The sequence below is a fragment of the Mesorhizobium kamtschaticum genome (assembly GCF_056174585.1).
The window spans coordinates 367,730-392,723 of the sequence record NZ_JBWBWI020000002.1; the positions used below are offsets into that span (position 1 = coordinate 367,730).

19 protein-coding genes and 4 pseudogenes are annotated in these 24,994 nt (G+C 58.0%); 11 read left to right on the forward strand and 12 right to left on the reverse strand.

The genetic code is table 11. The features are described from left to right. Nucleotides 1-300 precede the first annotated feature (300 nt). The gene (locus AC0V7N_RS37465) at nucleotides 301-1,113 is read left to right on the forward strand and encodes an IS5 family transposase (protein WP_496628070.1); all 813 of its coding nucleotides are present in this window, start codon (nucleotides 301-303) and stop codon (nucleotides 1,111-1,113) included. Between the two features lie 2 nt (nucleotides 1,114-1,115). Here the strand turns inward: AC0V7N_RS37465 and AC0V7N_RS37470 are convergent, their stop codons facing one another. The 3 genes from AC0V7N_RS37470 to AC0V7N_RS37480 all read right to left on the reverse strand — a co-directional run bounded on the left by AC0V7N_RS37470 (nucleotide 1,116) and on the right by AC0V7N_RS37480 (nucleotide 5,570). Continuing rightward, nucleotides 1,116-2,744 (reverse strand): IS1634 family transposase, encoded by a 1,629-nt coding sequence (locus AC0V7N_RS37470; protein WP_496628071.1) that lies wholly within the window; start codon nucleotides 2,742-2,744, stop codon nucleotides 1,116-1,118. Nucleotides 2,745-3,138: 394 nt separating this feature from the next. Continuing rightward, a complete protein-coding gene (locus AC0V7N_RS37475; RefSeq protein WP_496628072.1) occupies nucleotides 3,139-4,227 on the reverse strand; it encodes a phosphotransferase in 1,089 nt (362 codons plus the stop codon). 14 nt (nucleotides 4,228-4,241) lie between these two features. Then, nucleotides 4,242-5,570, reverse strand: coding sequence for an aminotransferase class III-fold pyridoxal phosphate-dependent enzyme (locus AC0V7N_RS37480; protein WP_496628073.1), 1,329 nt, complete (start codon nucleotides 5,568-5,570; stop codon nucleotides 4,242-4,244). Between the two features lie 633 nt (nucleotides 5,571-6,203). Here AC0V7N_RS37480 and tnpA (AC0V7N_RS37485) point away from each other — a divergent pair. The 8 genes and pseudogenes from tnpA (AC0V7N_RS37485) to AC0V7N_RS37520 all read left to right on the forward strand — a co-directional run. Next, the gene (gene tnpA, locus AC0V7N_RS37485; RefSeq protein ID WP_496628074.1) at nucleotides 6,204-6,707 is read left to right on the forward strand and encodes an IS66-like element accessory protein TnpA; all 504 of its coding nucleotides are present in this window, start codon (nucleotides 6,204-6,206) and stop codon (nucleotides 6,705-6,707) included. A gap of 47 nt (nucleotides 6,708-6,754) precedes the next feature. After that, nucleotides 6,755-7,048 (forward strand): IS66 family insertion sequence element accessory protein TnpB, encoded by a 294-nt coding sequence (gene tnpB, locus AC0V7N_RS37490; protein WP_496628438.1) that lies wholly within the window; start codon nucleotides 6,755-6,757, stop codon nucleotides 7,046-7,048. Between the two features lie 44 nt (nucleotides 7,049-7,092). Continuing rightward, nucleotides 7,093-8,841 (forward strand): annotated as a pseudogene (gene tnpC, locus AC0V7N_RS37495) (IS66 family transposase). Then, a complete protein-coding gene (tnpA, locus tag AC0V7N_RS37500) occupies nucleotides 8,813-9,250 on the forward strand; it encodes an IS66-like element accessory protein TnpA (RefSeq protein ID WP_496628075.1) in 438 nt (145 codons plus the stop codon). Before tnpC (AC0V7N_RS37495) ends, tnpA (AC0V7N_RS37500) begins: the two are co-directional and overlap by 29 nt. Further along, a complete protein-coding gene (tnpB, locus tag AC0V7N_RS37505; RefSeq protein WP_352608055.1) occupies nucleotides 9,247-9,597 on the forward strand; it encodes an IS66 family insertion sequence element accessory protein TnpB in 351 nt (116 codons plus the stop codon). Before tnpA (AC0V7N_RS37500) ends, tnpB (AC0V7N_RS37505) begins: the two co-directional genes overlap by 4 nt. A 71-nt stretch (nucleotides 9,598-9,668) precedes the next feature. Continuing rightward, nucleotides 9,669-11,252 (forward strand): IS66 family transposase, encoded by a 1,584-nt coding sequence (gene tnpC, locus AC0V7N_RS37510; RefSeq protein WP_496628076.1) that lies wholly within the window; start codon nucleotides 9,669-9,671, stop codon nucleotides 11,250-11,252. After that, on the forward strand, nucleotides 11,249-11,848 hold the full coding sequence (locus AC0V7N_RS37515; protein WP_496628077.1) for a UPF0149 family protein: 600 nt from the start codon (nucleotides 11,249-11,251) through the stop codon (nucleotides 11,846-11,848). Before tnpC (AC0V7N_RS37510) ends, AC0V7N_RS37515 begins: the two co-directional genes overlap by 4 nt. An 84-nt stretch (nucleotides 11,849-11,932) precedes the next feature. Next, nucleotides 11,933-12,118: pseudogene (locus AC0V7N_RS37520) on the forward strand (IS1595 family transposase); the annotation flags it as partial. A 423-nt stretch (nucleotides 12,119-12,541) separates the two neighbouring features. On the opposite strand, the gene AC0V7N_RS37525 reads toward AC0V7N_RS37520, so the two are convergent. From AC0V7N_RS37525 to AC0V7N_RS37555, 7 genes are all read right to left on the reverse strand, one after another. Next, nucleotides 12,542-13,633 (reverse strand): ATP-binding cassette domain-containing protein, encoded by a 1,092-nt coding sequence (locus tag AC0V7N_RS37525; protein ID WP_496628078.1) that lies wholly within the window; start codon nucleotides 13,631-13,633, stop codon nucleotides 12,542-12,544. Nucleotides 13,634-13,637: 4 nt separating this feature from the next. Beyond that, on the reverse strand, nucleotides 13,638-14,465 hold the full coding sequence (locus AC0V7N_RS37530; RefSeq protein ID WP_496628079.1) for an ABC transporter permease subunit: 828 nt from the start codon (nucleotides 14,463-14,465) through the stop codon (nucleotides 13,638-13,640). A gap of 2 nt (nucleotides 14,466-14,467) precedes the next feature. After that, complete coding sequence (locus AC0V7N_RS37535; protein WP_496628080.1) at nucleotides 14,468-15,316, reverse strand: ABC transporter permease subunit; 849 nt, start codon at nucleotides 15,314-15,316, stop codon at nucleotides 14,468-14,470. Between the two features lie 48 nt (nucleotides 15,317-15,364). Further along, nucleotides 15,365-16,450 carry an extracellular solute-binding protein gene (locus AC0V7N_RS37540; RefSeq protein WP_496628081.1) on the reverse strand — a complete coding sequence of 362 codons (1,086 nt, stop codon included), beginning with the start codon at nucleotides 16,448-16,450 and terminating at the stop codon, nucleotides 15,365-15,367. A gap of 78 nt (nucleotides 16,451-16,528) precedes the next feature. Next, complete coding sequence (locus tag AC0V7N_RS37545) at nucleotides 16,529-17,236, reverse strand: aspartate/glutamate racemase family protein (protein ID WP_496628082.1); 708 nt, start codon at nucleotides 17,234-17,236, stop codon at nucleotides 16,529-16,531. Between the two features lie 700 nt (nucleotides 17,237-17,936). Continuing rightward, on the reverse strand, nucleotides 17,937-19,094 hold the full coding sequence (locus AC0V7N_RS37550; RefSeq protein ID WP_496628083.1) for a M24 family metallopeptidase: 1,158 nt from the start codon (nucleotides 19,092-19,094) through the stop codon (nucleotides 17,937-17,939). Between the two features lie 273 nt (nucleotides 19,095-19,367). Continuing rightward, entirely contained in the window at nucleotides 19,368-20,471 is a 1,104-nt protein-coding gene (locus AC0V7N_RS37555; RefSeq protein ID WP_496628084.1) for a DUF2817 domain-containing protein, read from the reverse strand. 1,009 nt (nucleotides 20,472-21,480) lie between these two features. On the opposite strand from AC0V7N_RS37555, the pseudogene AC0V7N_RS37560 reads away from it, so the two are divergent. Together AC0V7N_RS37560 and AC0V7N_RS37565 are read left to right on the forward strand one after the other, a co-directional pair. Then, nucleotides 21,481-21,911: pseudogene (locus tag AC0V7N_RS37560) on the forward strand (aminotransferase class III-fold pyridoxal phosphate-dependent enzyme); the annotation flags it as partial. Nucleotides 21,912-22,084: 173 nt separating this feature from the next. Continuing rightward, the gene (locus AC0V7N_RS37565) at nucleotides 22,085-22,360 is read left to right on the forward strand and encodes a M20/M25/M40 family metallo-hydrolase (protein ID WP_496628439.1); all 276 of its coding nucleotides are present in this window, start codon (nucleotides 22,085-22,087) and stop codon (nucleotides 22,358-22,360) included. A 42-nt stretch (nucleotides 22,361-22,402) separates the two neighbouring features. Here the strand turns inward: AC0V7N_RS37565 and AC0V7N_RS37570 are convergent, their stop codons facing one another. Further along, complete coding sequence (locus AC0V7N_RS37570; RefSeq protein WP_496628085.1) at nucleotides 22,403-23,482, reverse strand: IS630 family transposase; 1,080 nt, start codon at nucleotides 23,480-23,482, stop codon at nucleotides 22,403-22,405. Nucleotides 23,483-23,676: 194 nt separating this feature from the next. Beyond that, nucleotides 23,677-24,845 (reverse strand): annotated as a pseudogene (locus AC0V7N_RS37575) (M24 family metallopeptidase). Nucleotides 24,846-24,994: the final 149 nt, after the last annotated feature.

Consider the following 24,994-nt stretch of genomic DNA (forward strand, 5'->3'; position numbering starts at 1 on the left):
CGCTGGCGCGTCGTCTGTCTAAGGTCGCCCGGCCCCGTTAAATTCTGTCCCTCATGCGCAAAGCGCCGACCTGGAAGTCTTCGGAATCGATGGGTGAACAGTTGCGGCCCTACCGAAAGCGACCGAACAACTGCGAACAAACACCTTTGCGGATAAGGCCGTCTTGATATCCTTTCCGCAGATTTTGAAATTCATGCAGGCCTTCACGCGCAGTCCATGTGCGCTTTCTAGCCGCCTGCGCTACCGGTCGCTGCGCTCGGGTACTCATGAGACCTGTGCGCGGGTGCCTGGACTGGCGTGTTGATCTGTGATTCTCTTAATCAGTCCAATGGATTGAGGGATGCGATGTCACGTCGGCGCATTGGTCAGGAAAAGTTTGGTTTTGCCGTTGATCGCGGCCAGCATTCGTCTTTGGCTGCGCTTGCCAGACTGATTGACTGGGTGCCGATCGATCAGGCCCTTTGTGTGATTTCCTGCTCTTCGAAGGGCGAGGCTGCCTGGCCGCCAGAGGCCTTATTCAAGGCGATGCTGCTGTCGATCTGGTACGACTTGTCCGACGTCAAGCTTGCCGAGGCGTTGGACGACAGAGGATCGTTCCGACGGTTCTGCGGGTTTTCGGCTCAAGAGCCGACACCTGAGCGAACGGCTTTCGTGCGGTTTCGAAAGGCCCTTGTGGCCCATGGTCTGGACAAGACGCTGTTCGACGAGATCACCGGCCAGCTCAAGGCCAAAGCGATTCAGGTGAAGACCGGTACGCTTGTCGATGCGACGATCATCGCCTCGGCCAGTGAGGATGACGAAGAGGGCCATTGGGTCAAGCATAAGGGCCGGCCAGCGGTTCATGGCTTCAAGGCCCATGTCGGTGCCGACGCCGATACAGCTCTGGTCGAGGAGATCGCCGTCACACCCGCCAACATCAACGACGGCAAGGCCGGTCCCGATGCTCTGCCTGACAATCCCGGCCAGGTGTTTGCCGATAGCGCCTATCGCGGCAATCATTTCGGCGACGCGGTGCGTGCCAAGCCCCACTTAAACACCGCCTGTAAGAATATGTTATTATATCAGCACGTTAGGCGCGCGCCGGCGCGTGTTACCACTACATTTTGGGGATGATCTCAGGCGAGTTGTTCGTCGAGGTTGTGTGGCAGAGCGATGCCAGATGCCTTGAAGACGTTGCCCACTTGGCCCGTAACGTGGGTTCTGGTGGTGACGATGCGACCATCCTTTTCGATGGTGGCTTCCTGGAGGCGGTCGAGATCGCGTAGAAGCGGCTGCCATTCGGGCGTCAGGCCTTTGGCCCGGCAGAGGCGGTACAGTTCCTTGCTGAGTACGAGCCCCAGGAACGAGCAGAACACATGCCCGCGGATGGCGGCATCGGATTGGTGGAAGATCGGCCGGGTATTGAAGGTTGCCTTGGCGGCGCGGAACAGGCTCTCGACCTCGAGCAAATCGCGATACCGCAGCACGGCCTGGAGCGGGGTCACCTTCGCGTTGGTCCGCACCACGGTGATGCCGTCGTACCGGGCTTCCTCGGCAAGCTTGCCGACATCGATCTTGAAGTTCTTGCCGCTGGCCTTGAGGTAACGCCGGTAGGCCGAGTTGCCGACCAGTGCCTTGTCGCCCTTCTTGAGCTGTGCCTCGAGGCCGGCGATGATCGCCTGGCGGTCGGCCTTGTCCTTCTCGGCCTCGGCGTCATTGCGGCTGACAATGTAGCGGTCTTTACCGACCTTGACCTCTTTGACCCACAACTGAGTTTCACCGCGCTGGCGCTCGAGAACGAGCGGAACCATCGGTGCCGCGTCATTGAGCACGACGTTGTGGATCACGCTGCTCGAGCGTTCGCGGGCCCCCAGAATGTATTCCATGCCCAGCTTTTCGAGCGCGGCGATGGTATCGGCGCTGATCATGCCGCGATCGGCGACAACGCAGGCGCGTGTGACGCCGAAGCGCGTTCGCAGCCGATCGACCACCGGCAACAGGACGGTCACGTCAGCGGTGTTGCCGGGCACCATCTCGGTGCAGATCGGCCGGCCCTCGGCATCAACGACCAGCGCCAGGATCATTTGCGCCAGATCGGGGCGGAAGTCCTTGGAATGCCCGCGCTTGCCCAGCGTCTCGCCGCCCGCGCCATGGAAGGACAACGAGGTTGTGTCCATGAATACAAGGCTGAGGTCGGTGAACAGGTCCTGCCGGCGCGCGAAGAGCTTTTCCTCGATCGCGTCTTTCACGCAGCGCGCCACCAGCGCGCCTTGCGCCTTTTCGCCGAGTTCCTCGCCCAGCCACGCCATTGCCCGGTAAAAGTGATGGAGCGCCAGACCCTCGGCGCCCTCGATACCATAATCGGCCATCCAGTTCGCGCAGTCGCGGTCCGAGCCCGAGACGAACAGCCGATGCAGCGTGCCAACGAACACCGCCCGTTCCACCGCAAAGCCGAACTGGCGCCCTTCCAGCACCTCTTCCAGCACCTCGCCGATCCCGAGCCGCTCCCACAGCCGCCCGAACAACAGCGGACCGCCGATGCGGCGAGAGGCAATTCGCCCCGCGTCAATGTCGGACAGGATGAGGCTGCGTTCGCCATGGCGCGCAATCGAGGCCGCCAATCTGTCAAGTTCGCCGCTGGCAACCAGCGCATCCTTGCGGCCCAGCGCCTTTATCGTGCGCTGGCGAACGTTTTTGCCGTCGCGGACACTTTCCACGAGGTAAAGATAGCGGTGGCCGCGCGCGACTCTCTCAACGACAAACATGCCAGCGTTGTTAGCGAATAAATGCCATAAAATCCATACAACATGCGGCTAGCAGATCAAATGTTGTTACCACACATTTTCGCGCCGAAAACTCAAGGCGAGTGAAGTCAATAGCTTAACGGACAGCGTTCGCCATCCGTTCACCTCCAACTGTTCAAGTCGGGCCAAGGGTGGAACGCCACGCATCGTCGCCACCGGCATGTGGGGAAGGGACGAAGCCGAAACACTGGCACGCCTTGAGGCCTGGAACCAACCGATCCATCGCATTCGTGGCCGGATCGAGAAGGAAGCGCCGCAGCCGAATAGTCCGTCCGTATCTTCACCGCTGATCCCATCCCCCGAATCCTCCTCGCGACAAGGAATCACGGATCAATCGCTGCGGATACCCCTAGAGTCAGCCCTCAGAACCTTTGGTATCACTTGCGCGGTGGCGGAATCGCGCGATGACGTCATCCAGTGGTACTGTCATCGCTCGCTCTAGGTTTGTCCAGTAGTACTCGGCACTAGCGATTAGCTCCTCGCTCTGGTCAGGTGCTCGCTCCGCCTTCCAGTACCTGATCAACGCGAGCATGGTGAGCCGCGCGAGAGCTGCAATTGGCAAAAGTGGAAGTTCTGACTCGTTTATCGGCCGGCTTTGCTCGTACCCGGCGACAAAGGCAACGGCATCCTGCCAGGGGTGATCTTGCGTGCGGCCGATCAGGTGCGCGACCGTATTCGCAGGGTCGAAGATCACCGCGCTATGGACAGTGTCACCAAAGTCAAGGATGGCCTTAACGAAGTCATCGCTGTGCGGATCCACCACAACATTGTTGGGAGCGTAGTCACCGTGGATCACTTGCATTTCAAGACTGGGCAGCCTCGGCAGCACGACTTCTTCGAAGAGCTTGAAGACCCGTTGAGCCAGCAGTCGGTGCTTGGGGTCTGGCGCGTACTCAACAAGTCCCGTCCAATGGGGAAAGTGCCTAATGTCGTAAACTAAGCTGCGCGCGGCAGCTGGATGCCCAAATAATCGCAGCGCACTGTTTACTCGCCCGAGCATGTCTCCCGCTTTGGTCAACTGCTCAACGTTGGCATCCATATGCTCCCATAAAAGGCCTTCGACAAAGCAGAAAACGCTGAGTGTTCGACAGGTGCCATCGCCTAAGTCGATTGGAACGCCATCCCTATGATCAAGCGTAGGCTTGATCCGCTGGATCGGCAAGGCGTGAGCGGCGTCATCAAGATAACGCATCGCCGCAATCTGCAAAGCCGTAACTGGTTCAGGCTCATCAGACGGTGACACCTTTACGAGGTATTTATTCACATCGGCTTTGAGCCTGAACGTATGGCCCTTTTCACTGCCCAATCGTTCAACCTGTCCGCTGAGCCCATAGTGCCCTTCAAGCATGTTGTTCAGCAACAAGGGGTCGATAGATTGGCTTGATGAGAGCAGGCTGCTCTCCTCCAGGAGCCGTTGCAGCATTGCGTCAGGTAATTTGTTCATGTTGCTAGAGCCTTCTAGAGCCGCTGCTTCGCTACGATGGCAAAGGTCTCAAGGAATCGAGAGACATCGGCGGCAGTGAAAGCGACTGGAGGACGAACTTTCAACACATTACCTGCGGGGCCGGTCCGGCTGATCAGAACCCGACGATCGCGAAGGTCCTTGATGATGCTTTCGCAGCGAATGGGATCGGGCTCGAGTGTCTCTCTGTCCTTGACGATCTCGACACCAAGGTACAGCCCGCTGCCTCGGATCTCCGCAACATAAGGAGAATCCTGTGTCAGCGTTTCAAGCCCTGCCAGCAAGGTCGCTCCGTTTACGGCAACCCGTTCACGCACATTCTCCTGCTCGAACACATCGAGCACTGCGGATGCCGCGGCTATTGAAAGTGATCGGCCGCCCAATGTGTTGAAGTAGCTGACCTTCTGTCCGAATTCGTCAGATACCTCCGGGCGGAAGACGACGCCAGAGATGGGGAAACCGTTCCCAATCGCTTTGCCCATCGTGACGATGTCAGGAACCACCCCGTGCCGACTGAACCCCCACATCGAATCTCCGAGCTGAGCGAACCCTGATTGAACCTCGTCAGCAATGTGAAGGCCACCAGCGGCATGGACTTCGTCGACCATTGCCTGCATGAAGCCCACAGGGTGAGTAAAGATGCCGTCCGAAGTGAACGCGGAATCGGCAATCAAGGCTGCTAGCCTGTATCCATGCCGTTCGAGATCAATAATTGCGGTACGCACTTGATCCCGCATATAATTCTCAAGGGATTGTTGGGGTCCGCAGAACCTGGGGTCAGGAGCGGCAATAAGTCGGACGTTTGATCCGAGCGGAGATCCTGAGCCCAGCATTGGGGAAAAACTGGCGACCTCACGAGTGCGACCGTGAAACGCCCAGCGCGTAACTATGATACCCTCGCCGCCCGTATGGTACCTCGCGACCCGAATTGCGAGATCATTTGCTTCAGATCCAGTGCAGGGCAAGCTTAGTTTCGACAGTTCAGCTGGGAATGTTGCAAGTAGCCGCTCGGCATAGGCGACCAGCGCTTCCTGGGGGTAGCGTGTATCAGTGTTGACCGTTGAGATCTGGCGGGAGACTGCGTCCGCCACATGCCTGTGCGCGTGCCCAACGCCCTGCACGTTGTTAAACGCGTCGAGATAGTCATTGCCGTCACTGTCTATCAGGTGGGCACCAAAACTCGATACAAACTCCACCGGAATAGTCTCGGAAAACTGGTAGCCCGGTCCAAGCACCATGTTCCGGCGCCGGATGATGTCCTGGAGTCGTTCGGGCAGATCGCTGATACCATTCGCATCGATCCGGGTGGGCTGGCGCGCGCTCATCTTAGCGTGACAACGAACAATCGGTGAAAACCACCAGGGTTTTCCTCGGGTTAGCTGCTATTTGGCCAAAAAGAGCAATGCCTCGCTTAAGATTGACAGATTCAGGCTGGATGCAAGGTACTGCAATCGTTACGTTAACCGCTGCGAAAACGCACAAGTTCATCTGGAGTGTCCTAGAGGCTGCAATTAAAGCCATGTTCTCGCTCGGCAGTAAACAGTCCGCGGCTGCGGGCGTCCAATTCAGTTTGCAGATTGGTGTCTTCTAATGACGAGATAACGGCATGCGAGGCGGCGGCCGGAGCGGCGCGAGCAGGCCATCAAGCACGGCGCGAGTCGGCCGGGCCGCTCCGGCGCCATTTCGCCAGCGCGCTGCGCAACATATCGGACGGCCGTCTGTCACCCTGCGATGCCCCCACATCTTCTCCCGCCGCCCCGGACGAAGCTGGGATGGGGCTAAAGCAGTTCGAACTCGCACGCGGCCCTTATCAACCAAAGACCGCAATATCCTTGTGATCGAAGGCTTTTCATGTGATTCTTCGGGCTGGTCTGAAGGGTACGCATACGACGAAGGCCGCCTACTGACGCGTACCTTGAGGCGTTAGTGTCCGCTTAGATTAAGTGGACACTTAGCGAATGAAGTATCTGGCTATGGAGCAGCCGTCGACGGTGGAAGCGAGCACGTCCGCGGCTCTGCCGCTGCCGCCGGGTGCGGGCCGACAGCGGACGCGCCGCTCCTGGACGGTCGAGCAGAAGCTGGCGATCGTGCGTGAGGTGCAGGAGTCCGGTGATCCGGTGTCGGTTGTGGCGCGGCGTCACGACCTGAACGCGAACCACTTGTTCATCTGGGTGAAACAAGCCCAGCAAGGGCGATTGGGCCGATCCAACCCGCTGTCCGAGACCCCACCGATCGCCTTCATTGACATGGGTGTTGTCGGTCCCGGCCTGCACGATATAGAGCCGGAAGAGCCTGCTCCTGCGCGATCGCGCTCTGAAGTAGCAGCTGCGACCAGCCAAGCGGTGTCTACCGGTGGCCGGATGGAAATCGTCGGGGCCAACGGCCGGCGTGTGATCGTTGACCGCACTGTCGACGTAAGTGTCCTGATGCGGATCTTGCAGGGGCTGGAAATGCTGCGATGATCCCGACAGAAGGCGTGCGTGTGTGGCTTGCCACAGGCTACACCGACATGAGATGTGGCTTTCCATCACTTGCGCTACGGGTGCAGGAGGTCCTCAAACATAATCCCCTTGGGGGCAACCTGTTTTGCTTCAGGGGGAAACGCGGAAATTTGTTGAAGGTCATCTGGCATGATGGCCAAGGATCATGCCTGTTCACAAAAAGACTCGAGCGCGGCCGCTTCATTTGGCCGACAGTTGAGGGCGGAGTTGTGAAAGTATCTCCTGCACAGCTGAGTTATCTCTTGTCAGGGATAGACTGGCGGAACCCTCAGGAAACGTCGCGTCCAACTCGGGTTGGGTAGCATTTTTTAGTTGAAAATACAATGGAATGTGATTCAATCGGCGCATGACTTCGAAGCCGGTTGATCTTCCCTCGGATCTTGCCAGCGCCTACGTGGCGCTGCTGGCTGAACGTGAGGCGTTGCAGGCTGAACGCGATGTGGCGGTCGCGGGTGCTGCCAACTGGCAGGCCGAAGCGGCCAACGCACAAGCCATGCTGTCCGACACCGAGGCGCGGATTGCGCATCTCGAGCTGCGCATCGAGAAGCTGAAACGCGAACTGTACGGGCAGCGCTCCGAGCGCACGGCGCGGCTGATCGAGCAGTTGGAATTGCAACTCGAAGACCTCGTGACCTCGGCGAGCGAGGACGAGCTTGCCGCGGCCGCCGCGGCCGCGAAGGCCCAGAGCGTGCGCGCCTTCACGCGCAAGCGGCCAATGCGCAAGCCCTGGCCAGCCGACATCGAGCGCGAGCGCATGGTCATCGAGCCGCCCACCACCTGCGCCTGCTGCGGCGGACCGCAGTGTCGAAACTGGGCGAAGATATAACGGAGACGCTGGAGGAGATCCCACGCCGCTTCAAGGTCATCGAAACGGTCCGGGAGAAGTTCACCTGCCGCGATTGCGAGAAGATCACCCAGCCGCCGGCGCCGTTCCATGCCACGCCGCGCGGCTTCATCGGTCCCCAACTGCTGGCGACAATCCTGTTCGACAAGTTCGGCATGCATGCTCCACTCAACCGCCAGAGCGCGCGCTTCAAGTGCGAAGGGATTGACTTGCCGCTGTCGACGCTGGCCGATCAGGTCGGCCACGGAACCTTCGCCGTCATGCCGCTCTTCCGCCTGATCGAGCGCCATGTGCTCGCAGCCGAGCGCCTTCATGGCGACGACACCACCATCCGCATCCTGGCGAAGGGCAAGTGTGCGACCGGGCGCATATGGACCTATACGCGCGATGACCGTCCCTTCGCCGGGCCTGCGCCGCCGGCGGCGATCTATTATGCCTCGAGCGACCGGCGTGGCGAGCATCCTCAGAAGCATCTGGCCGGGTTCAGCGGCATCCTTCAGTGCGACTGTTACAGTGGCTTTGAGCCGCTGTTTGACCCGCAGCGGAAGGAGCAGCCGATCACGCCGGCCTTTTGCTACGCTCATGCGCGGCGAGGATTCTTCGAATTGGCCGACATCGCGAAAAAGGCCCGGGATGGCAGAAGGGCAAACCGATCTCCCCGATCGCGCTGGAGGCGGTCAGGCGCCTCGACGCGCTGTTCGAGATCGAGCGCGCCATCAACGGCAAGACAGCCGCTGAGCGGCGTGCCGTGCGGCAGGAGAAGAGCAAACCACTTCTCGACGATATGCACGCCTGGTTGGTCCGCGAGCGCGATACCCTCTCGCGCTCTTCCGAGGTCCTGAAGCCAATCAACTACATGCTCAGGCGCTGGGCCGACTTCGCCCGCTTCATCGACGACGGCAGAATTTGCCTCAGCAACAACGCGGCCGAAAGAGCGCTGCGTGGCATTGCTCTGGGAAGGCGAAACTGGACCTTCGCCGGTTCCCCTGCGCGGCGCCGACCGCGCCGCCGTTATGCTTACCCTCATCACCACGGCACGCCTCAACGACATCGACCCGAAAGCCTTTCATCACCACGGCACGCCTCAACGACATCGACCCGAAAGCCTGGCTCGCCGACGTCCTGGCCCGCATTGCCGATCTTCCCGCCTCGCGTCTGCACGAACGTAAGCGGTGCGCCAAGGCACCTTGCAAGATGCCGATGAACATGGAGGTTTCGGGCCATGACATTGGAACATGCAACGGGCGATAAGGTCGCCGAGTTAAGCGGCGCCGCGGCGGCCGAAGGTCTTAAAACGGTGCCCGGGCGCGTGCGGCAACGAAGGCTGTGGAGTTGCACTGAGAAGCGCGCGTTGGTCGACCTGGCGAGCGCGGCGGGGTCGTCGGTGACCGAGGTCGCGGAAGCGTTCGGCGTAGCTCCGTCACAGCTCTATGCGTGGCGCAAGCAGATGGCCGGCGGGGAACTCGATGCCGATCAGGCGATGGCGACCTTCGCGCGCATCGACGTGAGCGATCTGCCGGATGTCGAACGCCCCGTCGCCGATTGCCCGGACCCGGCCGGCAGGATCGTCGTGGCCTTTGCGAGCGGCACGCGATTGCGGATCGACGGGATCGTCGATCCGACAGCACTGCGCATCGTCCTGGCGGAGTTGACCAGGTGATCACGGTGGTGCCGACCGACCGGATTTACCTGTGCTGCGGCGCGACCGACATGCGTCGCGGGATCAACAGCCTGGCGCGGATGGTGCAGCAGGTGCTCGCGCTCGACCCGCACACCGGCGCGATCTTCTGCTTCCGTGGACACAAGGGTCATATCATCAAGATTCTGTCGCATGACGACCAGGGGTTCTGTCTGTTTACAAAGCGGCTGACCGATGGTTGTTTTGCCTGGCCAACCACCAAGGATCAGGTCGCCGTGTCGCTCACCAAGGCGCAGCTTTCGCTGCTTTTGGACGGGATCGATTGGCGCCGGCCGAGCAAGATTTATCGACCGCGTTTGGCTGGCTGATTTTGATGTTTCTTATTGATTTTGTGTTGATTCTTCTTCCGTGACGAGGGTCTTTCGGGTATAGGTTTTGGGTGTCGGAACAAGCTCCCTCAACCGCTGATTTCTTCGCTCGGATCGCCCTTCTGGAGGCGGCCGTTTCTGCCCGTGACATCACCATCGCCGAACGCGATGAGCAGCTTCGAAGAGAGCGCGCCGAGGCCGCACTTCGCATCCAGCGCCTGCAGCTGCGGATCGATCGCTTCAACCGCAAGGCCTTCGGCCGCTCCTCCGAGAAGCTGGGCCAGATGCGGCTCGAACTCGAAGATCTCGAGACCGATTTCGCCGCCAGCGTGCCCGATCTCGAGCTGCCCATCGTTGCTGACACCGACAAGGTCCGGGTGTTGCCGGTGCGTAAGCTCAATCCCAACCTGCCGCGCAAGCGGGCCGTTCGCGAGCCGTCTTGCGCATGTTGCCCGGGCTGCGGCGGCGATCTGCGCGCCATGGGCGAAGATAGCGACGAGATGCTCGATCTGGTTGCCCAGGCCTGGCAGGTGATGGAGACCATTCGACCCAAGTACAGCTGCCGGACCTGCGATAAAATCATCCAGGCGCCGGCGCCAGCCAAGGCCATTGCACGCGGTAAGCTCAGCTATGCCGCGCTCGCCCATATCATGATGGCGAAGTGGGGTTATCATCTGCCCTTCTACCGTCTGGCCCAGATGATGGCCGCCAAGGGCGTCGATATCGAGCGTTCCACGCTTGCGCGCAGCGCCGGCTACGCCGCCGCCTTGCTCGATCCGATCTACAACCGCATCCGCGAGATCGGCCGTACCCGCACCAAGATTCATACCGACGACACGCGGCTTCCGATCCTGGCGCCCGGCAACGGCAAGACCCACAAGGGCGCGCTCTGGGTTTACGTCGCCGACGACCGCAATTCGGGTTCGCAGGAGCCGCCGATCGCCTGGTATCGCGCCACCATGGGCCGCGCCGGCGAGAGCGTGATGACCGAGCTCGCCGGATTTGCCGGCACGCTCCAGGCCGACGGTTTCAGCGGCTATAACCAGCTCTACAAGGGCGGCGCCATTCGAGAAGCTGCGTGCCTGGCCCATCTGCGTCGCAAGATATTCGACGTTCACGACAGCCAGCCGACCGAGCTCAGCACGACGGCGATGGCCGGTATCCAGGCGATCTACCGGATCGAGGAAGAGATACGGGGGCTCCCGCCCGCCGAGCGATTGGCCGCACGACGAAGGCGGACCCGACCACTGGTCCGGGCGCTGCGACGACAGCTCATGCGCCAGGGCAACGGTTTGTCGCGCCATGCCGATATCGCGAAGGCCTTCGCCTATGGCACCAGACGATGGCGCGCGTTCAATCGCTTCCTCTACGATGGCCAGCTCGAGCCCGACAACCTGATCGCGGAGCGGGCGATTCGTGGATTTACGGTCGGCAGGCGCAATTGGCTCTTCTCGGGCAGCTTCGCCGCGGCAGAGCGGTCAGCGGTCGTGCTCAGCATCATTGAGACCTGCAAGCTCTGCGGCGTCGATGCCGAAGCCTACATGGCCGACGTCACCGAGCGCATCCAGAATGATTGGCCAGCCTCGCGCTGGGACGAACTGATGCCGTGGAATTGGGTGCGCCGCGAAGAGATGCAGCTCTCCTTGGCGGCATGAGCGCGCTCGATGACATGGCGCTGTCGGACGAGGCGCTCGAGGCCTGGATGGCTGCCAAGACCAACCGCCCGCTGGTGCGGACCATGTCGGCGCTGGATGGCTTCGTAACGGCGGCGGTCACCGGGCCGCGCTACCCGGACCCGCAAGACTGGATGTGCCCGCTCATGGGGTTGCGGCGCGACGTCCTGGCCAAAGGGTCTGCAACCGATCACGCCGTGTTTGCCAGCGTCGCCAGGATCCACAACCGGATCAACGAGACGCTCTTCGACAGACCGCAGGATTATGCGCCCCGATTCGCAACCAAGCCCAGCGGCGGCATCGACCCCCGGCCGTGGTGCCAGGGGTTCTACGCGGCCATGAATCTCAACATCAAAAGCTGGAGACGGCTACTCGACCTCGACAACCCCAACCACGGCCTGCTGCTGCCGATCCTGATCTACTGCGTCGACAAAAAGGGGAGGCCCGTCCTCGGCAAGCCCAGGCCGGGGCCCGAGACCGCGCATTTCATCGAACACGAGGCCTACAAAGACATCGCCCTCGTCATCCCCGCCCTACGCGAACTCCACTACGTCACCCGTTATGACGACCCGCAGTGATCGGCGGCGACGCGCCGACTAACGGCTGACCTACCATAGACGCATCACAAGACGATATTGGGAGGTGCCTTGGCGCACCGCTTACGCGTCGTCACAGGAAACGTCATTCGAAAAACCCGGCATGGCCGGGAGAGCGTGCGAACCTTGTGGTCGCGCGTGCCGCCTGCGCTGCAATTGACGAATGTTTTTCGCACCGCCACGGGTCGTCAGATGCGCCGAAGCCCGTATGGCGGCATCATCATCAAATCAGCCGTAGCTGTCTTTGGTTGATAAGGGCCTCGCACGCTAAGGTCGAACGGAGTAGGAACGTTAAACGGCGCCGTTGACGGTCAACGCACGATTTCGCGCGCCAAACATGCTTCCTCGAAGGTTGCGAACCTAGTAAAGGGCCAAAGGGCCACTCGCCGAACGCTGAAAGAAATTCATGTGAGCATACGCGCTGTAGCATAGCCGGGAGCCGAAGCGACCTGAAGCCTTTCGGTCGATGTTTCTCGCTGTTCGATGTGTAGCTGCCCTGGGATGTTCCTTCGCGCTGGTGTGAGCTCGCCATCGCGAGTGCAAACCCGGAAATGTTATAGGACATTATTGGCATCTGTGTTTGGCGTTACTTGACCGTATGATCGTTTTGCTGCCAAGGCATTTGGCCAGGGTCCCTGCCGATCGGCCAATAGCCGCATTCGACTTCGCCAATCTTCAGGTGTGGAACGCGAGAACATCGGATGCCGCAAAGGAAAGCTGCACGGGTTGTCCCGGGACCAACGCGGGAATCCTTCCGACATCCTTTCGGATTGCCAGCAACCTAATCTCTCCCGGTAGGTCGACGACTACATGCACATCAGCCCCTAGCGGCGCCACGTCGACTACGACACCCTCTAAGACATTCCGGTCTGGTTCATCACTCACAATATGATTTGTGGCGTCCATAAGTTCGATATGTTCCGGTCTGACGCATAGATCGGCACCTCCATGCTGGTCTGGCAGCGCCGATCTCGTGTAGATCTCCATTCCACTGCTGGTGATATAGGAGCCAAGGTCGCCACGTGATCGACCTCGTCTGGTTCCGTAGAACCAATTGGATCTGCCAACGAATTCCGCTACAAACTTATCTGCAGGCGCCTTATAGATTTCCGTCGGAGAACCGCGCTGAATCATCTTTCCCGCATGCATGACGACTACTTCGTCACTTAGGCCAAGAGCCTCCTCCTGGTCGTGGGTAACAACAATGGTGGTCGCGCCTACTGATCTGAGGATTTCCTTAAGCTCGATACGCAACTCCAGGCGAAGCTTAGCATCAAGTGCTGATAGTGGCTCATCTAGTAGCACGATTTGGGGGTCAGTTGCCAGTGCCCGCGCAAGCGCGACGCGCTGCTGTTGTCCACCGCTCAGCTGGCTAGGGTATCTGGCCTCCATACCGGTCAAGCGCACAAGTGACAGCATCTGCTGGACTCGAGAAGGTATCTTCGGCTTCGGTGTTCCGCGGTACCGCAGCCCGTAGGCGACATTCTGCTCCACCGTCATGTGCGGGAAGAGCGCATAATCCTGGAACAGAAGCCCAACATTGCGTTCGTAGGGTTTCAGATGATCAACCTTTTTGCCTGCGATTGCCACAGTTCCGCTATTCGGGGCCGTAAACCCAGCTATCATGCGCAACGTTGTCGTTTTACCGCAACCGCTCGGTCCCAACAAAGAAATAATCTTTCCTTCCTCTATTTCCAAACTAAAGCCATCAACAGCTATAAATTCGCCATATTTCTTGGTGACGTCTTTCAGTTCAAGAACATTCATTGAGTCAAGCCCTATAGATGCCATGGCCGATTACCCGATCAAGACCGATCACGCGATCGAGCACGACCAAAATGACGACAGTTAGCCCCATCAGAAAGACGGCCGCCGCAGCGAGAGTGAGATCGAAGTTCGACCGCATCAGGCTCACGAGAGCGACAGGAAGCGGATAAGTATTGAAGTCGCTCAAAAAGAGGCTGATTGTTAAATCGTCCATGGAGAATGCGAAGGCAAAGATCGCACCAGCGGCGATACTATTCTTAGCGAGCGGCAAGGTTATAGTGAAGAAAGCTTGGCGTTCATCGGCGCCAAGACTCAATGCAGCTTCACGCAGCGTGGCACTTATGCCAGTCAGCCCAATCAGTGTCATTCTGATCGTAAAGGGAATTGCGATGATAAGGTGCCCAGCGAGCATTTTAAGAAATGTCGGCAGCACGTTCACTGCCGCAAATGCCATCAGCAATGCAAACCCAATGATAACTCCTGGCAGCACCAAGGGCGACAGGAAGGCCGTCGTGACAGGATCCCGCCATTGCGCAGACATTCGACTGATTGCCAGCGCGGCCAAGGCTCCAATCGTGGCCGCGGCGACGGTCGCCGCGGTCGCCAGCAACATGCTCGTGTGAAGTCCGGACCAGAGATAGCCATTCTGGGCGAATTTGATGAACCACTTAGTCGACAGACTCGGGGGAGGGAATTGGCCAAGATAGTCACGCGAGTCAAATGACATAATCACGGTCATCACCACGGGGAGCAGCAAAAACACTGCCGTCACCGCGATTACTGCCTTCAGAAGTACGCCAAGACTGGAGTCTGCGTTTCGCTTGCTGAGCATCGTTATGTCCGATCCAGCAACGTAGCAATTTTAGTGATAATAAAAATCATTAGAAGCGATAGGATCATCATGATAATTGACATTGCAGACCCGCTGGGATAGTTAGATACTTCACTGAAACGACTGTAGATAATGTTTGAAATAAACTGTACCCTTCCTCGCCCCAGGATCCAAGGGATGGCGAAAGCGCTTACGCCAAACGTCATTGAAACCAAAAACGCAGACACGATTCCCTTGATGCACAGCGGGACGGTTACGGAAAGATGCGACTCCATCGCCGAGGCGCCAAGAGACTGAGCCGCCTCGGTCAACCGAGGGTTCAGATTCAGTATCGTGCCGATCATAATCAGGATCGACATCGGTATTGCATAGTGGAGCAATCCCACGATAATGGTGATGTTAATATACGCATTGCCGTTCATGTTGACGCCTAGGAAAGATACAAGCGGCGCGAGAATCCCAACAGAACCAAATGTCAATTCGATCGCATAGATTCGAACCATCGCGCTCAAGAACAGCAGCCCGATGAGACCTGAGATCCAGATCTTCCGCATACTCGTAGATGCATTCCTAGCAACATAATAGGCGACCGGAAACGCCACGGTGACAGCGACCACGGATGCGAAGAACGCCAACACGTAGGTCTGAGCGAAGTACCGCGCATAGACCGGGACGAAAAGTTCCGTATAATTCTCAATGGTTAGAGGAGCTCCCGCCACGGCCCCAATTCGGCCGGGTGTGAATGTGCGAAAACTCTCTTCAATGACTGTCAATAGCGGCAGCACAAGAAAGAGTACAAATACTGCTGCCGCCGGAAGCAGCAGCAGCAACTGGGATTTAGAGTTTTTCATTTGGACCCCTGGCCGGCGCGCTTGCGCAAAGAGTCGCCTGGCTTTCACCTAAAGTAAAGGTTGGATTTCCTGCTCCCAGCGTTTCATCCAAGGATCCGACTGCTCGGAGACATACGACCAGTCCGGAACGTAGGCATATTTATTCATTTCCTCGTTGTTGAATACGAACGGCTTGGCTTCGTCAGGGATGGCCGCCTTGACACTGGCAGGCAGACCTCCCACAAGCCGATTGTATTCGGCGGTGATATCCGGCCTAATGAGAAAGTTAACCAACTTGAACGCGGCGTCAGTATGCCCACCTTTCAGCACACACCAGCCTTCTTGCAGGTAGAACGTTCGGAACCCTGTTGTTGTTGGGTCCATCCGGTTCAGCAATCGCATATTGAACTTACGATTCAACGACGTATAGGTTGAGTTTGAATTGAAAGTTATACTGGTTTCTCCTGAGCTAAGGGAGTTTGTGACGTCAATATCTGCGTTTGCGACTCGGCCAATGTTGCCGCTTCGAGCCAACTCTTTCATAAAGTCCCATGCCGGCTCCATGTTCTTCTCGTCACCTCCCTTGGCAAGCGCCAACGAGATCATCTGGACATTCTGATTTAGGGTAGGGATCGGAAAACAGATCTTGCCCTTGAGACGCGGGTCTAAAAGGTCGTCGAGCTTAGCAATTTCGAAGGGAGTGGTATCTTCCCGATAGAACCATGAGAGGCCAGTAACCGTACGTGGGATATTTATGATGTTTCCAGCGCCATCCTTGACGAGCAGCTTTTCCGGAACATCGGCGAGATTCGGAACCTTTTCCAAGGTAACCGGCTCCCCCCAGCCCTCACGGGCGACTGTTTGCCACGATACATCCCATCCCGTGAGAAGATCTATGCCGGGGTTTGGCCACATGGCCTTTATCTTCGGCAGAATGGCGGCGGAACCGCCTGTATGCAGAATCCAATTGACATTAATGTCCGATTGTTTGGCGACAACTGTCTTCATTGCTTCGAAGTAGTCTCCGCCCCATTCAACCACAGTGATCGTCTCGGCAGCACGCGCCCCGGCTATCCGCGCGAGCGAAAGACCAACACCAGCAGCCCCAACCGAAGCTGCACTCTTTAGAAGATTTCGGCGTGATATCTTGAACATGATCGTTCCCCATTGGGTGTTTTTATGGCAAGTTAAGGCGCTAGGCTCGACCGCGCATTTTTGACGCGCTCACCTCCTTCAGGCGACGGACGCCAAGGTCATTCGGCAAAGAGTGGTGATGTCATAGACAGGCAGACCTGTGATTTCGCGCACTGCCGGCGCCGATAAAGGCATTGCCGTGCATTCGAAAAGGAACGCTGCAATATCTGGGTGGGCCTCGAGTACTTGTTGAGCGCACGCGACGACATCCTTTTCTACGTCCGCGAGGTCAGTTGGCGGCGGTGGTCGCAGATTCTCGTTTTTCACAAGTAGACTATCTTCGATCCCCCCTATGACCACCTTGGCCCGTGCAGTCGGATCGGTAATCCCAAGCATGTCTTCGGTGACGTACTTTGGCTGAGCTACAAGGACAGCTAGCTTTGCGGTGGGAGGCAATTGGCCGAGGAGCGCCGGCAACAGCAGTAGGCTCGAAGACACCACGGGGACATTCACTGCCGCAGCGACGGCAGCTTGGTGGCGGATAAAGTAGCCACAGTTTGCGGTTATCACGACTGCGCCGCGCTCGACCAGGCGCTTGGCTGCGGCAATGCAGGCTGACTCCAGCTCCGGCGCGCCCGGGACCACCATGTCCACCCATGCACCCGCAACGGCCTCGGCGATTACGGGAACACCGTAAGTTGTCGAACTCAGCAAGCAGCCGTGTGGCCGATCGGTCGGCATGGCATCCGAGGCCTCCCCGCGTTCCAGATTGAGAATTCCTAGAGAGCGCTCGGGGTGCGGTGCCATTCAGGACTCCGTTGGCGTTGGTATATTGCAACTTCCGATAGACTATCGCGACGTAACGACCTTTAGGTTGCCTGCGTCGCTCCAATTAAGCATCGGCAGTAGACAGCGGGCGGCCGCGGGCGTCCAATTCAGTTTGCAGATTGGTGTCTTCTAGCGACGAGATGACGGCATTGCGAGGCGGCGATGACGCCAAGCAGGCTTCTTTCCTCCTGGCTGGCTCTTGAAAAAGGGCTCGCGACAGCCCCGGGTTCGTGATTCACCGTGACGGCCGCCAACGGTTCCCCGCTCTTGCGCTCCATCGGCATCAGAGAGTCCCAGGCAATAATTCTTCAGCGACTCAGCTCGGTCGGCGTGGCCGATCACCCCTATCAAAGCATCGACATGGGCGTCGAATTGGCTTCACTCCCGGCTGTCCAGTCGGGCATGGCGGGGCGTTTCCCTAATTACGAAGCAACATTAACAAAACCAGCGCGAACCCGCAGCCGCGGCTTTCTGACTCAGCAAGACTAGAGATGCGGTCCCTTTGCTCGTCGGCAAAGGGACCGCACATCTCACAACCGGGTAGGCCGGCAGCGATGCTGACCCGGCATGACGCGCTCACCTCCTTCAGGCGACGGATGCCAAGGTCATTCGGCAAAGAGTGGTAATGTCGTAGACAGGCAGACCTGTCATTCGGCGAATCGCCGGCGCCGTCGACGCGTCACGCGCGATAGAGCGTGTGTGGTGTACTGCTGAGTATCTCCGCTCCGCGCTCCGTCACCAAGACGGTCTCGCTGCAGCCAAACAAGTAACGACCTTCCCCGAGGAGAATGACGGGCATATGGACGGTCATGTTGCCCTGAAGGACGTCGGTTGCGCCAGGCTCCAGGCTGATGTTGCCACGTTCGCCCCAGGGGGCACCGGTTTGGTATCCAACCCGGTGATTAAGGGCTTGCGGTCGCACAGATCGCTCGATCACCCTGCGGGCCGCCGCGTCCACCTCTCCCGCCGTTACACCTGGTTTGATCGCGGCGATGGCGGCTTCAAGTGCCTCCTCCGCCAAGGCGTGCAGAGTTTCGGTCTCAGGATGCCGGCCAAGCACAGCGCCGCGGACCAGCGGCCCGACATAGCCTTGCTTCATGCCGCCGACTTCCACCATCGCAGGTTCGTTGTTGCCTATTGGATGGCTCGTCAGTTTCGTATGCGGCAGCTTCGTGCGTTCACCGAACCCGATTGAGACCAGCCTGACGCCCTCGCCACCGGCTTTGCTGACCTCACCGTGGATGGCCGCCGCCATTTCAGCCTCAGTGATGCCAGCCCGGAGCGACTGCTGAAATGCGCCCACGGCCATGTCGGTTATGGCCATCGCATCGCGCATTGCCTTGATTTCCAGCTCGTTCTTCACAGCCATCACGGATGAGACCAGGCGAGAGGCATCGGTAACCTCCATTTCCGGGAGGTACGCCTGCAACGCGATTACATCGGCCGGCGCGAGGTTCCAGCAGCCCAGCTCGAAACCTACCCTCTTGCCTGCCAATCCCAACCGGCGAAGAACATCGGCGCATACTTTGGCAAAATCGGGCTGCTCGGTATAACCAACCATCTCATCGATGCAGCCTTCCGCGCGAACGCCAGTGAGCTCGTATTCCCGGACTACATATGTTGGTGCCTTCCCAGGCACCAGGATCAACGGAAACGGCATGAAATACGCACCCATTCCATCGTATCCGCTGAGATACTGGAGATGACCGTGTGCGGTGACCACAAGTGCGTCAAGCTCGGCTCGGGCAATCGCTTCAACCACCTTCTTCTGCCGTCGCTCGTATTCTGACTTCGGGAACGGGGCACCGGTGAAGGGAATTAATTTGACCGCGGTCATAGATAGCTCCTTTTCGTCGTTTCAGTCGATCAATTTGACGGGACGAATACACCCGCCGCGCCTACTCTTGAATCCAAAATACCAGTCCAGTCGTCTCAGGTTTGTTGATTGCAGAAGCCCACCCTCGAGGCGATTGACTCGATTAAACGTTGCGCTCTTTGCCAGCTGCGATTGGATGGGCTCGCCAGGACAACGGCAGAAGTGCGTGTGGAGCGATGCGAGCGTCATGGTCTGAAGAGCACCCCGCCTTGACGTGAGTTTTTCGGTAGCCAGCTAGTCTCCAGATTTAAGCGCATCGAGTGCTTGCCGATGCACCAGGTGCGCTCTCCAAAGAACCATCTCGTTCCAATCCGGCTTCTGGGGGTAGAAATGCCGCTTGGTGGCATTCCGAATCTGCCTCCCCAGCTCGGAATCAACCTCGTCTGGTCTATACCTAAACAGCCAGTGTTCATCGCGTATTGAGGACATAATTGTCGAAATAGCGTACGTTCCGTATTCGAGGGCAACATAGGTGTGCCGGCTGCCTAACATGCGCTCCCAAAATGCGTCTTGCGTCCCAGGTATGGCGACCGAGGAAGAATTCCCTATATCCGGCGACGTCACGGACGGGCCAAAGATGCTGACGGCTCGCTCATAGCCGCTGAGTCCAGACGACTGCTCGCATTGCAACTCCCCATAGCCGTAAGGACCGAGCCCGGTGTGGTAGTCGATGATGATGACGTTATCGCGGGCTGCTACGTCAAAGTCGGCCACTATTTTCTCGAGGGTTCGCCTGGCTTCCGTAGGCTCGGACCCGCCATAAAACAGGCCGCCAGGCTTCGTGTACTGGCCACGCCCCATCGCCGATCGGTAAGCCTCCTCGCCGTGCAGCTTGCGATATTGGGCGAGCGCAGCTTCTGCGCGCCGGATTCCCTCCTCTGACCTGACTGCAGGAACGAAATACTCGTCCAACTTTTCATACTCGGGGTTGGGGGGCACCGGTTTTGAAAAGTCGATGCAGTTTCTATTGAGGTCGCATCCCTCGGCAGTCGACCTGCGATCCCAGGCAAACCCGTAGCAGTTCAGTGCGTGGATGAAGAGCACGGCCGTGGAGGGCGGAAGCTCCTCGTGGAACTTTGCTCGCAAAAATAGCAGTTGCGCTGCCGACCCATGGTAACCTTCTGGCCCATGCGTGCCGGAAACGAGGATCAAGAGATTCTTGGCATCCGCGCGACCGAAATAGGCTGTATCGGTGAATAGTGCCTCGCCCGAAGGGCCCTTTGCGCTGCACTGATACGCCCTCGACTCTGGCGCCGCCGTCACGAATTTCTGCCTAGCTTCCAGATAGCTATCAGAAAAATCAACTGCGGCGACCTGCTTTACTATGTCAAAGTTCATTCCGCTTAGCTCCACCCTTTGGTTCGTCTCCGGATTCGGGAACGAATAGTCAGTTCTGCGAAGACACCTACCGTCATTTTTGACGGCAAGACTACCCTGACATGCTGTAACGCTGCCGCTTTTCCTATTTTCTTAGAGCAGAATTACAGTAATGAAGGGCCTCTTTTCTGAAATTGTGCGCTGGTTCGGCAGGGGTCGCGCCGTTCACGACAACGCGTTCACGCACATTCTCCTGCTCTGACACATCGAGCACCGCGGACGCCGCGGCTACAGAAATCGATCGGCCATCCGGCGTCGGATAATGTCCTGGAGTCGTTCAGGCAGATCGCTGATACGATTCGCATCGATCCGCGTGGGCTGGCGCGCGCTCATCTTAGCGTGACAGCGAACAATCGAAGAAACGCACCGGGGCTTTCGTCGGGTCAGATACTATTTGGCCAAAAAGAGCAATGCCTTGCTTAAGATTGACAGATTCAGGCTGGATGCAAGGTACTGCGTTACGTTAACCGCTGCGAAAACGCACAAGTTCATCTGGAGTGTCCTAGAGGCTGCAATTAGTACCATGTTATCGCTCTACAGTAGACAGTCCGTGGCTGCGGGCGTCCAATTCAGTTTTCAGATTGGTGTCTTCTAATGACGAGATAACGGCATGCGAGGCGGCGGCCGTTGGAGCGCGAGCGGGCTTCAAGCGCGGATCGACCGCGATGCGCCGGTGAGAAAACATCAAGCGCGGCAACCATAATGAACACCAGAGCGACGGCCGCCTCTAAAGTAAAGCGCCAGCCATCTAAGAACGCGATGGCACTGTCCGGAACATTATTGGTGGACCCAATGCCGGCGGCACATACTTGGCGGGTAGCGGATCGAACTGCATCAACGAGGTCCGACAGAAATCAAGTGACTGAAAGTGCAGATCAAAGACGTGCTCCTCGCGTCGGGCAACGGCGCATTCTTCTATGTCGATCAAGCTGCCATCAGCTCCGGCGCAATCCAGGACGGCATCTATGTCGGCGCACCGCTTTGCGCGGCGGCTGCACTTGGCAACATTCAAGTCCTGAAGGAAAGAAACATCCTCGAGCATGTCCAGGATGTCTGGCCCCATTGGCTTTCCGGTATGAAAGCCGAACTGGAGGGACATCCCATTGTCGGCGAAGTTCGCGGCGTTGGACTCCTGTCCGCCTTAGAAATGATGCGGGGATCCCAAAGCGCGCATACCTTTTGAGCCCGAACTGCAGGTCGGCGCGCGTGCCGCCGCTGCCCTGCTTGAGAACGGTGTCATCGGCCGAGCCATGCCGCATGGCGATATCCTCGGATTTGCCCCGCCTCTGATCATGACCCGGAACGAAATCGACATCATCGTCGACGCGACCTCGAAAAGCGGTCGATACGACCTATCGCGCTAAAGGCCGAAACTGCGATGTGACCATGGCCGCACATTAATGGGTAGAGGCAAGAACGATGCACATCGATGCAATTGTACGATAGCTTCTCAGCCGCCAGAACGACATTGTAGATAGACTCTGCGCTTTCTTGCGTCTGCCCAAAGCACGAACCCAGCTTTCACAGGAGGGATGCGCGACGCGCAAACGTTTCTGGCGACCTGGCTCAAAAGCATGGGCTTGAGCGATGTCCAGCTTCTCGATGGCGGAGGCCATCCCGCTGTCTATGGTGCTTGGAACGGTGCACCCGGAAAACCTACGTTGCTCATCTATGGACACTATGATGTACAGCCTCCCGACCCGCTTGAAGCTTGGGTAACTCCATCTTTCGAACCAACGATACGAGACGGACGGCTCTATGCGCGCGGTGCATCTGACGACAAAGGCTCGACTGCAATCGCGCTAGAAACTATCGCTGCTTTCTCATCGTCCGAGGCGCCTGCACTATGAATGGGAAGGTCTTTCTGGAGGGGGAAGATGAAATCAACAGTCCTAGTGGATTGATTCCAACGCTTGGTGCCCGCGTTTGACTGCTGCAATGATCTCATCGGGGTCTGCTTTCCAGACGAATGGCCGCGGTTCGTGATTGTGCTCAGTCATGAAGCGGTTGATTGCCGCCTGCAGGTCGACGACGGAGTGGAAGACGCCGTGTTTCAGTCTCCGTCGTGTCAGTTTTGCGAAGAAGCCCTCGACTGCGTTGAGCCACGAACATGATGTTGGAACGAAGTGGAAGGTCCATCGCGGATGTCTTGCCAGCCAGGCGCGGACCTTCGGCTGCTTATGGGTCGCATAGTTGTCGAGAATGACGTGGACTGCCTTATCCTTCGGCAATTGCGCCTCAATCACGTTGAGGAAACGGATGAACTCCTGATGCCGGTGGCGCTGCATGTTGCGGCCGATCACCGAGCCGTCGAGAACATTGAGGGCAGCAAACAGGGTGGTGGTGCCGTGGCGCTTGTAATCATGGGTCATCGTGCCACCGCGACCCTTCTTCAAAGGAAGTCCTGGCTGGGTGCGGTCCAGCGCCTGGATCTGGCTCTTTTCATCGACGGAAAGAACAATGGCATGGGCCGGCGGCGAGACGTAGAGCCCAACGACATCGTGCAGTTTCTCGGCAAAGGCCTTGTCATTCGACAGTTTGAAGCTGCGCCAGCGGTGCGGTGCAAGACCATGCTCGTGCCATATCTTGACGACCGAAGAGGCCGCGATCCCCACCGCCTTTGCCATCGCGCGAACGGTCCAGTGTGTGGCTTCTTGCTTGGGCGTTTCCAGTGTCAGCGCGATCACCTGATCGACCAGTTCGGGATCGAGTGGCGCAATGCCTGGCGGGCGGCTCTTGTCGCGCAAAAGGCCTTCCACGCCTTCGGCCATAAAACGCTCCTGCCATCGCCATACGCAGGTCTTCGATTTGCCGGTAGCCTCCATAATGGCCACAGTTCCCAAGCCGTCATCGCTCATCAGAATGATCTTCGCCCGCCACGCATGCTTCTGCGGCGAACCGTGCTTTGCCACGATGGCTTCGAGCCGGATCCTGTCGGCGGCAGTGACGTCAAATGTAATACCGGTGCGCATGCCCGATCGTCGCACATGCGAAAACCGATGGGAATCCAACATCGGACTCTTTTGTCTCGATCATTCCACTAGTTTCCGTACGATTGTGGAACTGTACAGCAACTTGCTCCAGATCCATCAAGACCATTTGTCTCAGTGTAATATTAAACCAACAATGAAAGTCGGACCAATTAAGATTTGACGGTCCGAGAGCGTCAATCGATGACGAATAGCTGCTGCGGAACGTTGGATAGGCATTCAACCTGTCTCTCGGTTATCAGGATGCTTTCGGTAATCTCGATCCCCCAATCCCCGTACCAAAGGCCTGACATGAAGTGGAAGGTCATGCCTGGCTGCAACTCGGTTTTGTCGCCGGCTCGAAAGCTAGCGGAATGCTCGCCCCAATCCGGCGGATACGCAAGGCCAATCGAATATCCAGACCGGCTCGTTTTAACGAAGCCGTATCGAGCAAGTGCCTGGGCATAGGCATTGGCAATGTCCTCGCAGCGATTTCCGGCCACTGCCTTCTCGAGCCCCGCCCTCATACCGTCGAGAACGGCCTTTTCCGCGTCGAGGATCTTCTGTGTCGGCTTCCCAAGATAATACGTTCGTGAGAGCGGGCAGTGGTAACGCTTGTGCACGCCAGCCAGCTCAAAAAAGATGCTTTCGTCGGCTCTCACCGGTTGATCGCTCCAAGTGAGATGTGGCGCTGAAGCATCTGCGCCGGCCCCGATCATTGGCATGGCTCCGGGGTAATCTCCCAGAAGCCACCGTTACCACGCGTTCCTGCGTGGAAGATTTCCGCGACCACGTCAGACTGCTTCATACCTGGCCGAAGCACATCGGATATGCGCTGATACACGCCTTCGATAACCTTGCCTGCTCCCCGCATATACTCAATTTCCCGGGGAGATTTTATGATACGCTGCCAATTGATCAGTCGGTTCGTGTCCTTGAACTTCGCGTTGGGAAGCGAAGCTGAAAGCACTTCGAATGCGGCAGCCGTAAAGAAGTAGTTATCCTTCTCGACACCAATAATCGCAGAGGCATGGCCTTCACTGAAAATAACGTCTGCAAGGACCGTCATCGGATGAAGAGTATCGGACTGAACGTAATGGTCCTCATACCATCTGATCCGATCTTCGCCGATGTAGGCAGTGCGGCGACAACCATTGGCATCGATCCCCCGGCCAAACCAAAGTGGATCCTTGTCCTTCGAAACGACCACGCATTGATGCACGTAGAATGACCATCCGTCATAACCGGTCAGCCAAGCCATGTTTGCAGGGTCAGTGACCACCAGCAAATCAACACCAGCCTGCTCCATAGCCTGGCGGGCTTTCTCGAGACGGCTCCGATATTCGGATAGCTCAAATCGCAGCATTTTCGTACCCCAAAGAAACAGGTTATCTTAGCAGACCACGCCCGGCAGACGGCAATCGGCGATCTTCGTAGCCTATTTTGACGGCGACGCCTCCATAACGGTCAAGCATCGCCGGCAGCAGATGAGCAGCGCCGCGTCAATTGTTCAAA

What these genes read in the sequence shown, in the direction of transcription:
- tnpA (WP_496628075.1), top strand. Translation starts at nt 8,813, where the DNA reads ATGACATTGGAACATGCAACGGGCGATAAGGTCGCCGAGTTAAGCGGC.
- AC0V7N_RS37525 (WP_496628078.1), bottom strand. Translation starts at nt 13,633, where the DNA reads ATGAATGTTCTTGAACTGAAAGACGTCACCAAGAAATATGGCGAATTT.
- AC0V7N_RS37540 (WP_496628081.1), bottom strand. Translation starts at nt 16,450, where the DNA reads ATGTTCAAGATATCACGCCGAAATCTTCTAAAGAGTGCAGCTTCGGTT.
- AC0V7N_RS37480 (WP_496628073.1), bottom strand. Translation starts at nt 5,570, where the DNA reads ATGAGCGCGCGCCAGCCCACCCGGATCGATGCGAATGGTATCAGCGAT.
- AC0V7N_RS37535 (WP_496628080.1), bottom strand. Translation starts at nt 15,316, where the DNA reads ATGAAAAACTCTAAATCCCAGTTGCTGCTGCTGCTTCCGGCGGCAGCA.
- AC0V7N_RS37530 (WP_496628079.1), bottom strand. Translation starts at nt 14,465, where the DNA reads ATGCTCAGCAAGCGAAACGCAGACTCCAGTCTTGGCGTACTTCTGAAG.
- tnpA (WP_496628074.1), top strand. Translation starts at nt 6,204, where the DNA reads ATGAAGTATCTGGCTATGGAGCAGCCGTCGACGGTGGAAGCGAGCACG.
- AC0V7N_RS37515 (WP_496628077.1), top strand. Translation starts at nt 11,249, where the DNA reads ATGAGCGCGCTCGATGACATGGCGCTGTCGGACGAGGCGCTCGAGGCC.
- AC0V7N_RS37475 (WP_496628072.1), bottom strand. Translation starts at nt 4,227, where the DNA reads ATGAACAAATTACCTGACGCAATGCTGCAACGGCTCCTGGAGGAGAGC.
- AC0V7N_RS37470 (WP_496628071.1), bottom strand. Translation starts at nt 2,744, where the DNA reads ATGTTTGTCGTTGAGAGAGTCGCGCGCGGCCACCGCTATCTTTACCTC.
- AC0V7N_RS37565 (WP_496628439.1), top strand. Translation starts at nt 22,085, where the DNA reads ATGGGCTTGAGCGATGTCCAGCTTCTCGATGGCGGAGGCCATCCCGCT.
- AC0V7N_RS37545 (WP_496628082.1), bottom strand. Translation starts at nt 17,236, where the DNA reads ATGGCACCGCACCCCGAGCGCTCTCTAGGAATTCTCAATCTGGAACGC.
- tnpB (WP_496628438.1), top strand. Translation starts at nt 6,755, where the DNA reads ATGAGATGTGGCTTTCCATCACTTGCGCTACGGGTGCAGGAGGTCCTC.
- AC0V7N_RS37555 (WP_496628084.1), bottom strand. Translation starts at nt 20,471, where the DNA reads ATGAACTTTGACATAGTAAAGCAGGTCGCCGCAGTTGATTTTTCTGAT.
- AC0V7N_RS37550 (WP_496628083.1), bottom strand. Translation starts at nt 19,094, where the DNA reads ATGACCGCGGTCAAATTAATTCCCTTCACCGGTGCCCCGTTCCCGAAG.
- AC0V7N_RS37570 (WP_496628085.1), bottom strand. Translation starts at nt 23,482, where the DNA reads ATGCGCACCGGTATTACATTTGACGTCACTGCCGCCGACAGGATCCGG.